At 42.0% G+C, this 14,447-nt stretch carries 14 protein-coding genes, 1 tRNA gene and 1 riboswitch; of the genes, 8 read left to right on the forward strand and 7 right to left on the reverse strand.

Annotated features, from left to right (window positions below):
• Positions 1-27 precede the first annotated feature (27 nt).
• On the forward strand, positions 28-1,158 hold the full coding sequence (locus DEO27_RS24265; protein WP_112574925.1) for a sensor histidine kinase: 1,131 nt from the start codon (positions 28-30) through the stop codon (positions 1,156-1,158).
• A 46-nt stretch (positions 1,159-1,204) separates the two neighbouring features.
• On the opposite strand, the gene DEO27_RS24270 is transcribed toward DEO27_RS24265, so the two are convergent.
• Both DEO27_RS24270 and DEO27_RS24275 read right to left on the reverse strand, forming a co-directional pair.
• Complete coding sequence (locus tag DEO27_RS24270) at positions 1,205-1,918, reverse strand: LytR/AlgR family response regulator transcription factor (RefSeq protein WP_112574926.1); 714 nt, start codon at positions 1,916-1,918, stop codon at positions 1,205-1,207.
• Positions 1,896-2,948 carry a sensor histidine kinase gene (locus DEO27_RS24275; RefSeq protein WP_112574927.1) on the reverse strand — a complete coding sequence of 351 codons (1,053 nt, stop codon included), beginning with the start codon at positions 2,946-2,948 and terminating at the stop codon, positions 1,896-1,898. The genes DEO27_RS24270 and DEO27_RS24275 overlap by 23 nt, the downstream gene beginning before the upstream one ends.
• Positions 2,949-3,145: 197 nt before the next feature.
• On the opposite strand from DEO27_RS24275, the gene DEO27_RS24280 reads away from it, so the two are divergent.
• Positions 3,146-3,964: a hypothetical protein gene (locus tag DEO27_RS24280; protein ID WP_112574928.1), complete on the forward strand. Its 819-nt coding sequence runs from the start codon at positions 3,146-3,148 to the stop codon at positions 3,962-3,964.
• A gap of 196 nt (positions 3,965-4,160) precedes the next feature.
• Here DEO27_RS24280 and DEO27_RS24285 read toward each other — a convergent pair whose 3' ends face one another.
• The 4 genes from DEO27_RS24285 to DEO27_RS24300 form a co-directional block, all read right to left on the reverse strand.
• Positions 4,161-4,607 (reverse strand): hypothetical protein, encoded by a 447-nt coding sequence (locus DEO27_RS24285; RefSeq protein WP_112574929.1) that lies wholly within the window; start codon positions 4,605-4,607, stop codon positions 4,161-4,163.
• Positions 4,607-5,203, reverse strand: coding sequence for a Panacea domain-containing protein (locus DEO27_RS24290; RefSeq protein WP_112574930.1), 597 nt, complete (start codon positions 5,201-5,203; stop codon positions 4,607-4,609). The genes DEO27_RS24285 and DEO27_RS24290 overlap by 1 nt, the downstream gene beginning before the upstream one ends.
• A gap of 139 nt (positions 5,204-5,342) precedes the next feature.
• Complete coding sequence (locus DEO27_RS24295) at positions 5,343-5,750, reverse strand: EthD family reductase (protein ID WP_112574964.1); 408 nt, start codon at positions 5,748-5,750, stop codon at positions 5,343-5,345.
• Positions 5,751-5,945: 195 nt separating this feature from the next.
• Positions 5,946-6,018, reverse strand: a tRNA-Met gene (locus DEO27_RS24300).
• A 150-nt stretch (positions 6,019-6,168) separates the two neighbouring features.
• Between DEO27_RS24300 and era the strand changes: the two genes are divergently transcribed.
• From era to DEO27_RS24315, 3 genes are all read left to right on the forward strand, one after another.
• Positions 6,169-7,047: a GTPase Era gene (gene era / locus DEO27_RS24305; protein WP_112574931.1), complete on the forward strand. Its 879-nt coding sequence runs from the start codon at positions 6,169-6,171 to the stop codon at positions 7,045-7,047.
• Positions 7,048-7,246: 199 nt separating this feature from the next.
• Positions 7,247-8,548 carry a ribosome biogenesis GTPase Der gene (der, locus tag DEO27_RS24310; RefSeq protein ID WP_112574932.1) on the forward strand — a complete coding sequence of 434 codons (1,302 nt, stop codon included), beginning with the start codon at positions 7,247-7,249 and terminating at the stop codon, positions 8,546-8,548.
• Between the two features lie 370 nt (positions 8,549-8,918).
• Positions 8,919-9,830 carry an NAD(P)/FAD-dependent oxidoreductase gene (locus DEO27_RS24315; protein ID WP_112574933.1) on the forward strand — a complete coding sequence of 304 codons (912 nt, stop codon included), beginning with the start codon at positions 8,919-8,921 and terminating at the stop codon, positions 9,828-9,830.
• A 177-nt stretch (positions 9,831-10,007) separates the two neighbouring features.
• Here the strand turns inward: DEO27_RS24315 and DEO27_RS24320 are convergent, their stop codons facing one another.
• The gene (locus DEO27_RS24320) at positions 10,008-11,594 is read right to left on the reverse strand and encodes a S41 family peptidase (RefSeq protein WP_112574934.1); all 1,587 of its coding nucleotides are present in this window, start codon (positions 11,592-11,594) and stop codon (positions 10,008-10,010) included.
• A gap of 106 nt (positions 11,595-11,700) precedes the next feature.
• On the opposite strand from DEO27_RS24320, the gene murQ reads away from it, so the two are divergent.
• The 3 genes from murQ (at position 11,701) to DEO27_RS24335 (ending at position 14,017) form a co-directional block, all read left to right on the forward strand.
• Positions 11,701-12,507, forward strand: a complete 807-nt coding sequence (gene murQ / locus DEO27_RS24325) for an N-acetylmuramic acid 6-phosphate etherase (RefSeq protein ID WP_112574935.1) — start codon at positions 11,701-11,703, stop codon at positions 12,505-12,507.
• A gap of 106 nt (positions 12,508-12,613) precedes the next feature.
• Complete coding sequence (locus DEO27_RS24330; RefSeq protein WP_112574936.1) at positions 12,614-13,180, forward strand: hypothetical protein; 567 nt, start codon at positions 12,614-12,616, stop codon at positions 13,178-13,180.
• Between the two features lie 102 nt (positions 13,181-13,282).
• Positions 13,283-14,017 (forward strand): Bax inhibitor-1/YccA family protein, encoded by a 735-nt coding sequence (locus DEO27_RS24335; RefSeq protein ID WP_112574937.1) that lies wholly within the window; start codon positions 13,283-13,285, stop codon positions 14,015-14,017.
• Between the two features lie 134 nt (positions 14,018-14,151).
• Positions 14,152-14,261: riboswitch (SAM riboswitch) on the forward strand.
• Positions 14,262-14,447: the final 186 nt, after the last annotated feature.

Consider the following 14,447-nt stretch of genomic DNA (forward strand, 5'->3'; position numbering starts at 1 on the left):
TATCAGCCGATTGACTAAATTAGTACTATGACTTTTACTCCCATGAGGCAAAACTGGTTCATCCGGTATAAATTGTATCATATTCCTTTCTGGATGTTGTACGATTACTTATTGTGGGCCCTGAAGGTTGATAGCGCTACAGACGCTGTCAGGCATATTTTCCTTTCCGTTTATTTTATCAAGTGCTTCTTTTATGTAATTTTTCCGGCATTCGCCGTATATTTTAATTTGTATTTCCTGGTTCCGCGTTACCTGGCAACCGGCCGGTATATTACTTATCTGGCTTACCTGTTCTTAACAATCATTATTGCATCTATATTTATTGTACCCGGGTATTATTTAACTGCATGGTACGCCGGCAGCAGTGTGGAAAAAACCTTTGGGTTTACTACCAATTTTAAAAGCCTTTATGAACTGGTCAAGGAAGACCCCTTCCGCTCCACACTGGCAGCTACTACCCTGGCAATGAGTATTAAACTGGCCAAAAACTGGATAGAAACGCAAAGACGGCAGCGGGCACTGGAGAAGGAAAAACTGGAAACCGAACTTAAGTTTTTGAAATACCAGTTCAACCCACATTTTTTATTCAACAGCATCAACTCCATATTTTTCCTGATCCATAAAAATCCCGATATCGCATCCGCTTCGCTGGCCCAATTTTCTGAATTGCTCAGGCACCAGCTTTATGAATCGAACGATAGCCTGATACCCTTAAAAAAGGAAATTACCTATCTCGAAAACTTTATCGAACTGGAAAAATTAAGGCAACGCCCCGATCTGAAAACAGTGTTTAACATTGATGATGATTATCCGCAGTGTTTGGGCGTGGCGCCATTTATCCTGATGACTTTTGTAGAGAACGCGTTTAAGCATGTATCCAAACATACAGATAGCTTGAACTGGATCAGGATGGATCTTAAAATTGACGGCCAGATCCTGAAAATGGTTATCGCGAACAGCAGGGCCGACAATGACTCGCGCCAGGCAATCCATTACGGAGGTATCGGGCTGAAAAATGTACAGCGACGATTGGACTTGCTGTATCCCGATGGCCATCGGTTAGAGATTCAACGATCGGAGGCTGATTTCAAGGTAATTCTTGAAATCCAACTGGCAGAAATAACTGTGAATTCGCAGCTTGAACTTGTAGGTAGGTAACTGTTTAACTGGCACAGCTTTCTCGATTATCTTTTCGAAGGATAAATCAATCCTGTGTTTTGGCCTGAATTGTTTTTAAAAACCCGGCTTTGAAAAGTCTGCCCAAAGGCAGCGGTTTATCATCGAGCATTACCTGATCGGCGTTAAAACTGGTGATTTTGTCTATCGCGATGATGAATGATTTGTGGATTCGCACAAAGGAATTTGAGGAAAGCGTTTCTTCCATGTAGCCGAGCTTTTCGGAAGCGATATAGGATCTATCCTTTGTATGTACTTTAATATAATCGGCCAATCCTTCAATGTAAAGAATATCCCTGAGCATGATTTTTACCTGTTCTCTGCCTACCTTAAAAAACATATAAGCAGTATCATTATCCTTCGCCGGTTCCGGGATTTCGGCCTTGCCGCTCCAATAATGCATAAACCTGGCTATTGATTTCATAAAGCGCTCCTGCGTAATCGGCTTAACCAGGTAGTCAAACACCTCCATTTCAAAGGCATCCGCGGCATATTCACGATAAGCAGTAGTCAGGATGATTTTGGGGCTTGATTGTAATGACCTTGCCAATTCAAGCCCGGATACTTTCGGCATCTGAATATCCAGAAAAACCAGGTCGACCGGATTTTTTTGCAGGAAAACAAATGCATCGAGCGCGTTGCCTAACGAAGCCACAATCTCAAAATCTTCAAGACCCGACAGATGCAGTTTAATCAGTTCCCTTGCCGGTTCTTCGTCATCAACTATCAAACACCTGATCATTACCTTCAATTTGAATTTCTAATATAACAAGATAGGAATTTTGCCCCTGAATAATTTTCAGGCCGTGTTTACCCGGGTAAATCAGCTGAAGACGTTTTTTAACATTGGCTAAACCTATACCCCCGTTATCAGAAGTCGCCTGTTTTGTAGCACCATCACAACTATTCTCAATTGTGATAGAAAAGCGATCTGCTTGCCTGGCTACATCGATCCTGACCCAGCTTTTGTCAATAGAATCACCAACACCATGCTTGAAACAATTTTCAACCAACGGCAATAACAACAATGGGGCTAACCGTAGATCATCAATTTCCCCCAAAATATTGATGGCTATATCTACCCTGCTACCATACCTGTTTTTCTGAAGTTCGATATAGCTTTTGATGTAATCAATCTCCGCGGTAAGTGCTATGGTATTCTTTGATGCATCGTACAAATTGTAGCTTAAAAAGCCCGACAGATGAGCAATCAGGGCAGCCGTTTCCGGACTTGTTTTTAGGGCCGTTCCGTAGATATTGTTCAGCGTATTAAAAACGAAGTGTGGCTGCACCTGCGATTTAAGGAGATCCAATTCCGCAAGCGTGCGCTGCTGTAATAATTCCTGCACGCGGTGTTTTTCCTGGTACCAGTAACGCAGCGAGTAATACAAGGCGTACAAGCTGCTTATAGCATACAGGTTTACAAAATCGACCAGGAATTTTCCAGCCGAAAAAAGCGGCATATTTAGCGCCATCGGAAAGTAGCGCGGATAAATGATATAATAATTGAAATAACGCCTGATCAGCAGTAATAAGCAGGAGCTTACAATCACCGCAAGCCAAAAAGCAGTTTTCCTACCCTTTTGATAGTATCGCCGGAAAAATACATGAACAGCCAGTATCGAAAATACTAATGATACCGGCAGCGCCATACAGGCATTGATGAAATAGCCATTGTAGTCGCCATACAACGATGCTAACCCAAGCCACTGGTATAAAAAATACAGCGACCAGAACATGCCATTGAATGCTATATCCTTATTAAAGGTCATGGTTCTGCTTTTTTAAGCAAGTTATAGATTTTCGGTTTCCATTTTTCGGATAGAGTACAAAGCAAGCCCGGTTTTCGACCAACGACCTTATTTTTCGGTAAACGCCAGATACCGACGATTTCCGTTGTGTGCAGAAGAAAGCTATTTAAGTGCCCCTGCAGCTCTATTTTTGATTCAGAGACCAGATTCCTAAATCCATGAAAATTCTTATTATAACCGGCAGGTCCTTTTACGCATTGGCGTTAATTGTATATGGCCTGCAGCAATTTTACTTCGGAACTTTTAGAGACGTATTTTTCTCGGTTTACCAGCAGCAGCTGCCGTTCTTGAATATCCTGTCATATTTGTTCGGCTTATACTTAATTATAACCGGCATCCTAATTTGGGTACCCGGCAAAGGCAAAAAGGCTTCGCTGATACTTGGTGCCGTTTTTATGTCGTTGTTCCTTGGCACCCACATAACTTATGAACTCATTTCCGAACCTAATAAACTATACCACCTGGGACTGTGGACAACACCACTGAAGGAGCTGGCGCTTGCCGGCTGCGCGTTCGTTGTAGCCCACTCGTTCCGCACAAACCCTGCTGCTAAGAAAAGCTTTTTAGAAAAGCTGGCACCGTACGGAAACTTATTCTTTTTATACACGATAACCAGCTACGGTATTTCGCATATTATTTACGCTCCCTACTTAACGGGTATGGTTCCTAAATGGATGGCCAATCATCTTTTCTGGGTTATGCTTACCGGGATAACACTCTCCGCCAGCGGTATCGCAATCATCCTGGGTATCAGGATCAGGGTTATCGCCTTATTGCTATCGCTTCAAATTTTCCTCTGGGTATGGCTGGTACACGTCCCCGGAACATTAGCTACACCCTTAGCCGCCGACCGGGGAAATTTGCTGGCCAGTGCTTTTGACGCCCTTGCCTTTAGCGGCACAGCCTTGCTGATTGCCTTAACCATGAAAAAGCAGCAATGGGTGGAGGATATTGAGCAATGGGGCGAAAGGGGTTAGTAGTGCTTAGAACCTACTTCAGAAATAGGAGCATATCAAAGTAAAAGCCTATTCGACCTAAACTCGAAACTGGTTTTCTTCAGAAATACAGTCTTTATATAACGCCATTTAAGCAATTGGATAAAACATAAATCAAAAATAAAGTGGCTTTTATTGAACCAGAAAACCGATGAGTTTTAAATTTAGTTATGGGTATTTATTTAATCAGTAACCGTTTATATTTTTGTTTAACACTGGCGCTGTTAGCAAAACAAACAGTTACAGCGGTTAACTCCTTTTCGGTCAATGTACCAATAATTTCGAAATCGATATTTTCAGTTGGGTAGATATCATTCAACAGGCTGATTTCATATTGATCAAGATACTCACCATATAGATAAGTATCTCGTTCGAACGACCATGCGTTTTCGCAAATAGCCTGACCGGCTTTAAAAATATAACAACAGATATTGCCCTCTGGGATTTCCAGGCAGCCATGTACCTGTTCGATAAAACGCGGTAAATGGTCAATACTGGATGGCAGACTAACTAGTAACAAATCAGCTTCCATTTCTTTCAACGCCAAAAAATACTTGGCTTTCGACTTGGCGCCGTTCTTAAAATAAAATATAGGGAAATAAATAATCGAGCCAGCGTGGTACATTAGCGTTTCAGGCTGCGGCTTTCAGCCATGAATTCTTTGTAACCTTGATAGCGCTTCAATTTTTCATCATCCCCAGCCAAAATACGACTCAAATCAATTTCAGCATTGGAAGATGTAGCCAATTTTTTTTCAAATGCCTCTAACAAACCGTTTTCTGCCGCCGTTTGATGCCAGGGAGAATGCTCACGATGTGTTAATCGTATCAACTCATCTGCCGCAGTATATTTAAAAGTCGTTGCTATCTGTTCCATCAACTTCAACTCGTTATCACTAAACTCGTCATCAGAAAAGGCTTGCTTAGCCACCACATTGATCGTGCCATTTTCGTTCACCTTATCAATGTAGCGATCCAGGAGGATCGTTTCTCCTGTGATCTCCACAAACAAGTCCCGCGATACTGGCCCTAAATGCCATGCATCAAAGCGAATATTAAAAAAGGGGACGCCGTATTTTTTAACTGAAGTTTCTTCAATCAGATAGATCAATTTCAGCAATTTTGTTTTAGAAAGTTCCCCCATACGCTCGCACAAAAAAACTATGGCATTACCAAGTTTATCTATTTGTTCTAGAGTGTAAATGTTTTCAGAGCTGAACATAAATGGTTGGAGGATAATTACAAATTTAGTGAAGAGATACAAAGATAGCAAATGCTATTTAATTTAGCAAACAATACGAAACTTATAACATACTGCTGTTAAATTTCTATCTGCGACCTGACAAGAACTTCAACCATCTTTACTTTACCACCTCGCTTACCAAAATAATAGGAGTTACATTAGTGTAATTTGCAAAATCCGAACGAATGGTGCCTATATTAGGCGCTATAGCCGCTTGATATTTGCTTAGGCTTTTTACATAAAAAGTACCAATAGCCATAAAAGGCAACGGTTGGTTAGGAACACCGCTGGCAATTCCCTTTTCAATAGTATATTTAACCAAATTTGATCCTAAAAACCGTGCTACCATGGGCATGTGTTTGGTTTCATAATACTCCATATTAAAGGTTTTACCTTCGGCGTAGGGATACATGATGGATATTTTAACTAAACCTTTTTCAACAGTAACTGTGTTTTGTTTTTCCTGACCAAATACAGTAAAACAAGTAGCAAAGAGGAAAAATGACAAAATGAGTCTTAATTTCATAACTGGTTTAATTAAATGATAAAGCATTCTTTTCTAAGAGATTACACAATATTAAAAGAAAAGACTTTATTCCCAAAACGTTATGCTGATTAATATTTGAAGTTTATAATTTCCACGAATTGGTATACCGGAAGATTTCAGATGTAGTGCAAAACAAAAAAGCCTCAAACTTTCATTTGAGGCTTTCATTCTTCGTAGCGGGAGCAGGACTCGAACCTACGACCTTCGGGTTATGAGCCCGACGAGCTACCAACTGCTCCATCCCGCACTGTATTTTGTGCTATATATTTGAGATCCGGTCATAACCCCGGAAAGGTCCTTCCAATTATCAAAATGCAAATTTGCACTCCGTTTTAATTGGACTGCAAAGATATAATTCGTTTCTTTGCAGTCCAAATATATTTTTAATTATTTTTCTATGGCTCATCAGGCAGGTTTTGTAAGTATAATAGGTAAACCCAACGCAGGGAAATCAACCCTTATGAACGCGCTGGTGGGCGAAAAAATGTCCATCATCACTCCAAAAGCGCAAACTACGCGTCACCGTATTTTGGGTATTGTGAACGATGAAAACTACCAAATCGTATTTTCGGACACGCCCGGCGTTATTAAACCACATTATGCCCTGCACGAGAGCATGATGCACCAGGTTGACGGCTCTATTGTTGATGCCGACCTTATTTTATTGGTTACCGATATTTATGAGGAATATGACGAAGCCGACGTTCTTAAAAAACTGGAACGCTCGTCTGCCCCTCTTGCCATCCTGATCAACAAAATTGACCAGAGTGATGAGGAAACAGTTAAAAAGAAGGTTGAGTTCTGGAAAGAGAAATTAAACCCTAAAGCCATTTTCGCCATATCGGCATTGCATGGGCATAACATTAAAGCCATCATGGATTTCGTGATCGAAAACCTGCCGGAGCATGCAGCGTATTACGAAAAAGATGCCCTGACGGATCGTAACGACCGCTTCTTTGCTTCAGAAATGATCCGCGAGCAGGTGTTTAAACAATACAAAAAAGAAATTCCTTACAGTACCGAGGTTATCGTGACTGCGTTTATTGAAGGAGAAAAGCTATACCGCATCAGCGCCGAGATCATTGTTGAGCGTGAATCGCAAAAAAACATCATCATAGGTAAAGGCGGCGAAATGCTCAAGATCACCGGTACCTATGCCCGCCGCTCCATGGAAGACTTTTTTCAGCGTAAGATATTCCTGGAAATGTTTGTAAAAGTGATCCCCGACTGGCGCACCAAGAAGAACTATCTTAAACAGTTCGGGTACGAGGGATAGATATGAGAATTGAGATGTGAGATTGGAGACAATGCTCACTCTTAATTTTTAAACCACTAGTTTAAGACAAGAATATTGAGGCGAAAGATTTGAGATAAATCTTTCGCCCTGTTTATAAAGCATTAATTTTGATGTTGATTTTGGATGAATATGAAGCCCGGTCTCATATCTCAAATCTCACATCTCAAATCCAAACAATATGAGTAACATAGTAGCCATTGTGGGCAGGCCCAACGTAGGCAAATCAACATTATATAACCGTTTAACCGAAAGTCGCAAGGCTATTGTCGATGACTTTAGCGGCGTTACACGCGACAGGCATTACGGTGTTGCCGAATGGCTTAACCATAACTTTACGGTTATTGACACCGGTGGCTACGTTGCCAATTCTGACGATGTTTTTGAAGCGGCCATCCGTGAGCAGGTTGACATCGCGATTGAAGAGGCTACCGTGATCCTGTTTGTTGTGGATGTTACCACCGGCATTACCGATCTTGACGACGAGATTGCTAACCGCCTGCGCAAAAGCAAAAAACCGGTTTTTGTTGTAGTAAACAAACTGGACAATAACAACCAGGTTGCCGATGCCATGGTATTTTACAGTCTCGGTCTTGGTGAGATCTTTACCATATCATCAATGACAGGTTCAGGCACAGGCGAATTGCTTGATGAAGTAGTAAAACACTTTGAAGATGAAGTGCTGGAAGAAAACACCCGCCCTAAATACGCCATTGTTGGTCGTCCTAACGTAGGTAAATCATCTATTATCAATGCCCTTATTGGTAAAGACCGCAACATTGTTACCCCGATAGCCGGTACCACCCGTGATTCTATCCACATACATTATAACCAATATGGTCATGATTTTATGCTGATAGACACCGCCGGTATGCGTAAAAAAACCAAGGTTAAAGAGAATATCGAGTTTTACTCGGTGATGCGTACCATCAAGGCATTGGAAGAGGCCGATGTTATCATCCTGATGATTGACGCTGTCGAAGGTTTTGAATCGCAGGATATCAACATCTTCCACCTGGCCGAAAAGAATAAAAAAGGCGTGGTTATCGTAGTTAACAAATGGGATTTGATTGAGAAGAACAGCAAAACCATTAAAGTTTTTGAAGAGCAGATCCGCGATAAGATAGCCCCTTTTACTGATGTACCTATTGTATTTACTTCGGTAACCGAAAAGCAAAGGGTATTAAAAGTGATTGATGTGGCCAACCAGGTTTACCAGAACCGCGCCCGCAAAATACCTACTTCAAAACTGAACGAGGTGATGCTGCCGATTATCGAAAACTATCCTCCGCCATCGATAAAAGGTAAATACGTAAAAATTAAATACATTACCCAAATTGCAGGTACTTCGCCAATGTTCGCGTTTTTCTGCAATTTACCGCAATACGTTAAAGAACCTTACTACCGCTTTATTGAAAATAAGCTCCGCGAAAACTTCGATTTTTCAGGCGCGCCAATACAAGTTTGGTTCAGGCAGAAATAAGAAACAGAACCTTGATTTTTAGGACTTGAGGATTAACTTGAGTTTTATCCTTATAAAATCCAGACTTACAAAGTTTCATCACCTCGTCATTGCGAGGAACGAAGCAATCCCCAATTTGCAGGTTCGCCCTGTATAGTCCGCGATTGCTTCGTTCCTTACAGCAATGACGTTTTTATTTTATATAGTTCAGATTTACGAAGTTTTAAAAACTTCGTAAATCTCCCCATCCCAAGTCTCTTCATCATATCAAAGCCATCAAATACCTTGCATTTGTGACTGTCTTATTTTGTCACTTCAAAAACACAAAATGCAACTAAGTTGCATTTTGTGTTTTTGGCATTTATCTTTATCGCTATTAACCCCATATCATATGAAGGATTTTGATGTGATCATTATCGGCGGTAGCAGTGCCGGTTTATCTTCTGGCATGGCTTTAGGCCGGGCTATGCGAAAAATATTAATTATCGATAGCGGCAAGCCCTGCAATAGCCAAACGCCCCACTCCCACAACTTTTTCACCCGCGACGGTCAAACCCCGCATGAGATTTTGACCATAGCCCGCGAGCAGACATTGAAATACCCAACTGTTACACTCCTCCATAGTGAAGCAACTCATTGCAGCCCAATAACAAACGGCTTTGAGGTTAGCACAAGATCAGGAGAAACCTTCAGCACAAAAAAGGTTATCCTGGCTGCAGGGATCAAAGATCAGATGCCGGATATCCCGGGCTTTGCCGAATGCTGGGGTATATCGGTTATCCATTGCCCCTACTGCCATGGTTACGAATACGGCCATCAGCGTACCGGAATCTTTGCCAATGGCGAAACCGCTTTCGAAATGGCTAAACTTATCTCCAACTGGACAAAAGATCTCACCTTGTTTACCAATGGCAAATCAACGCTAACCGAAGAGCAGCAAGCCATCATCCATAACAATGACATTCAAATTGTAGAGGATGAGATAGAAGCACTTGACCAGCACAACGGCCAAATAAATGCCCTCCGGTTACGTAATGGTTCCGAAATAAAGTTAAAAGCACTATATGCAAGGCTCCCATTTACACAACATAGTGATATCGCCTTGCAGCTGGGTTGCCAATTTACCGAACAAGGTCATATTCAGGTTGACGCAAAGCAAAAAACAACGATACCCGGTATTTACGCTGCCGGCGACAGTGCCTCGGGCATTCGCTCAATAGCCAACGGGGTTAACAGCGGCACAATGGCAGGGGTTATGGCAAATCTGGAATTGATTGATGAAGTTTTTCTTGTAAAGGAATAAGGAAAGTATTCACAAACTGTCGTCATTTCGACGAACAAGCATTGGATTTTGTGACTGCCGTGAGGAGAAATCTTGTACGACCTGTATCTACAAGGTTATGGCGTACAAGATTTCTCTTTCGCCCCTGCGCCAGGTCCTCCCACAGCTCACTCGAAATGACAATTTTTGATTAGAACTTTACTGCTCCAGCCCTTTTTTAAAGGTTACATCATCGGCATTGATCACTTTAAAGTAGGCATTATCTCCCCATTTAAAACGCGCCGTCTGGGCTTTTAGAATAGTTTTGATCGGATCCCTCGAAATCTTCACTTCACGCGAATCCATCTCTTTAATGGTTTGCGAAGCATACAGGATAAATTTATCCACGTCATCGTTGCTAACGGCATATTGTTTTAAAAACTCCGCTTCGGTAGGATATTTCTTTAGCAATGGTTGCTGACGGTCGATAACGTAAGCTGTAAACAATTGCTGCTGGCTCAAATCCTGGATAAGCGGAGTGAATTTGCTGGTATCTGCCGGTACAAAAACATCGGGCATGATACCTCCGCCACTAAAAACCTTGCGACCGCTTGAAGTATGATATGATGGGGTTCCTTTGAAAACGCTGTCATTCAGGTTGCTTTGCTCCGAAAACAGCTCGCCCTTTTGCATGCGCTGGGCCAGCTCATTGCGATAACTGTCAACCCCATTTTTGTATGATTTCTGGATAGACCTGCCCGAAGGGGTATAATACCTCGCCACCGTTAAATTCACTGCCGAACCGTCGTCAAAAGCAAATTGCTGTTGCACCAGGCCTTTACCAAACGACCGGCGGCCAACAATAGTAGCCCTGTCCAGGTCTTGCAATGCACCGGCTAAAATTTCACTTGCCGAGGCCGAATACTCATCAATAAGCACAGTAAGTTGCCCTTTCTGGAACATGCCCGAATCGGTAGCAAAATAATCGGTACGGGGCTCATGGATACCTTTGGTATAAACTATCAGTTTTCCTTCGGTTAAAAATTCATCAGCTAAGGAAGTAGCAGCATTGAGGTACCCCCCGCCATTGCCACGCAGATCGAGCAGTAGTTTATCCATGCCGTCAATTTTCAGTTCGGTTAAAGCCTTCCTGAAATCAACATCGGTAGTAGCCGAAAATTTGCTGATCTTGATATAACCGGTCTTAGCATCGGCCATATATGCGGCATCAACACTGCTTAAATCTACATGGTCGCGTTTAACACTAAGCACTTTTAAATCATTGCTTAAAGGCGGAACCACGGTCAGTTTTATTTCCTCATCCTTATCGCCCCTAAAAACTTTATTGATACGGGTTGCTGTAAGCTTGCTACCCGAAAACTTTTGATCATCAACATTAATTACCTTACTGCCTACCAGCAACCCAGCCTTTTCGGCCGGGCCGCCCGCATAAACCTGCGTAATGATCAGCGTATCGCGCAGCAGCTGATATTCGATACCGATACCGTTAAAGCCACCATCCAACCGTTCGTTTATAGATTGTGCCTGCTGTTTGGGTAAGTAAAGCGAATGCGGGTCGAGGTTTTGAAGCAGATTATTAACCGATACACCTTCAATGCTGTCAATGTTTACACTGTCAACATAATTACGGTCGACCAGTTGCAGCACCTTGGCAATTTTGCTGTTCGCTGTAAATGAAAGGCCGAGGTTATGGGTCGCAAAATCCCTGTTAAGCAACAAGCCTATCATTATCCCCAAAAATAGCAGGATCATTGTCCGGAAAATTACACCCGCGGTCCTCTTCATAACTTATAACACAAAGTTAACAATTGCAAGGCCAATATTTTTTACCTGCATCCTTGCATTTGATGAATTTTACCGAATTTTGTTATAAAATATTTTAAAATAGGCTATGGAAACCACCACCGAAAGGGAATCGCACTATAAAAACCTCGAAAAACAAACCGTACGTGAAATTTTAGAAAACATTAATAACGAGGATAAAACCGTTCCCCTTGCTGTGGAAAAGGCACTACCACAAATAGAAGCCCTGGCAACCATTACCGCCGAAAGGATGAAAAACGGTGGTCGTTTGTTTTACATAGGCGCCGGTACCAGTGGCCGTTTAGGTGTAGTTGATGCCTCAGAATGTCCGCCGACATTCGGCGTGCCGTTTGATATGGTTGTGGGCCTGATAGCCGGTGGCGACAGTGCTATCCGCAAAGCCGTTGAATTTGCCGAAGATGATGCCGTACAAGCCTGGAAAGACCTGGAAGCTTTTAATATAAATGATAAAGACGTAGTGGTTGGCATTGCTGCTTCGGGCACTACGCCTTATGTGATTGGCGGCTTAAAAACGGCCAACGAACACAATATAGTTACCGGCTGCATTGTTTGTAATAGCGGCAGCCCGGTAGCGGCGGCAGCACAATACCCGGTTGAGGTAGTTACCGGACCCGAGTTTTTAACGGGATCAACCCGTATGAAAGCCGGCACCGCGCAAAAATTAGTTTTAAATATGCTAAGCACAAGCGTAATGATACAGCTTGGCCGCGTAAAAGGAAACAGGATGGTTGATATGCAATTAAGCAACCACAAACTGGTGAACAGGGGCACCCGCATGGTTATGGACGAAACCGGGCTGAATGAAGAAGAAGCAGCCGGGCTATTGAAACAATACGGCAGCGTACGAAGCGCTGTTGATCATTTTAAAAAATAAACTGAATTTGAAGATGTGCTGATTTGGAAATTTGAAAATGCTCTACTGCATTCGATAAATTTTCAAATTCAAAAAATTCAGGTTCAGACAAATTTCGAATTAAAACATGCACGATATTGAACCATATTACCGCTGGAGAGATGATTACGTAGCATCGGAAGATGAGTTTTCACCTTTTTACGCAACCGAATACAGCGAGTTTGAATTTGATAAGCAGGTGTATAATTACCTGCTGCACCCGCAATGGGATTCGTTCGGCTCCAATACACTTTACCTTAAGGTGCTTTTTGCCGACTATGATAAAGGCTACACCATCATTGAATTAATTGGCGAATGGAATGACGCTATCAACAACGACATCATGCTGTTAAAGCGCGAACTACTTGACCTCATGATAGATAATGGCATCACGCATTTTATCCTGATAGGTGAAAACGTTTTGAACTTTCACTCAAGTGATGATTGTTATTATGAAGAATGGTTTCAGGATGTAGAGGATGGCTGGATAGCAGGCATCAACTTCCGCGAACATGTGATAGATGAGTTTAAAAATAGCAACATCGACTATTACATTAACTTCGGTGGCGAATTGGATAACCTCGGTTGGCGCACCCTAAAACCCGTACAGGTTTTCAAAAAGGTAGAAGAGCAGCTGATGCGTCGTTTAAACTAACGCTAACACACCTCGCAATGACGAGATGGAAAGGCACACACGCATTCTTCACCTGACATTCACTTTTTATTCATAAATTCGTAGTATAATTTTTAACACAAAATGGAATTTAAAGATCCCGAATACGTTTATAAAAACGTAATACAATTAAACGAACAGGATGCATCACGTAAATTTATAGCAAGTGTATTTTTATGGATGTTTGTTGCCTTAGGTATTTCAAGCGTTTGCGCGTTTGTATTTGCCGGTACACCTCAATTATTAAACCTGCTGTTTGATTTTAACACAGGTCACTCAACCGGGTTGGGCATGATAGTTATGTTTTTGCCTTTGGCATTTGTTTTAATTATGCGCTTTGGCTTAAACCGCTTGTCATATCCTGTACTTGCGCTGTTATTTATTGCATACGCTGCCGCAACAGGAATGAGCCTTTGCTATATCCTTTTGATATACACAGCATCAAAAGTAACATTAGCTTTTGGCGTATCCGCGCTGGTTTTTGGTGTAATGGCTATTGCCGGTTATACTACAAAAACAGACCTGACCAACTTTGGCGGTATCCTGATCATGTTGCTGATTGGCATCATCATCGCCTCTCTGGTAAATATGTTCTTACACAGCGAAGCTTTTGATTACATCATCAGCTATTTTGGTGTAGCAGTGTTTACCGGTTTAACCGCTTACGATGTTCAGAAACTTAAACGCATTGGCGCCGGTATAGAGTACGGCGACGCTTCTGCCAAGAAAATGGCGCTAATGGGTGGGTTGACTCTATATCTTGACTTCATCAACCTTTTCCTTTTCGTTCTTCGCTTATTTGGCGGCAGAAGGCGATAATCAACCCAAAAGAAATTATTCAGAAAGCTGCCTCCGCAAAAGGCAGCTTTTTTTGTTTAACAATGTGGCTTAGTTATGATATATAGCGTTTGTTATACACTTGCAAATGACAACTTTATTGCGCAAATTTGCAGTGCTTATGGAGAAAGACGGAGGGATTAGACCCTGCGATGTCTTAGCAACCTGTGCTTCACAAGGTGCTACATTCTACCAGGCAGCAATTAAGCGCCCGGACAGATAAGCGAAAGTCATAATAACACCCGACTTTTCGAGATAAGCTTTTATTTAGATTTGAGATATTAGATTTGAGATTTGAGATAGTTTTTGCTTTTTCAGATCGTCTGTTTAGTGTCTTTTTATCAGATATATGAGATAAAGATCTGAGTGCTGAATTTTCTCCAGTCTCATATCTCACATCTCATATCTCACA

It is taken from the genome of Mucilaginibacter rubeus, assembly GCF_003286415.2.
Lineage (GTDB): Bacteria > Bacteroidota > Bacteroidia > Sphingobacteriales > Sphingobacteriaceae > Mucilaginibacter > Mucilaginibacter rubeus_A.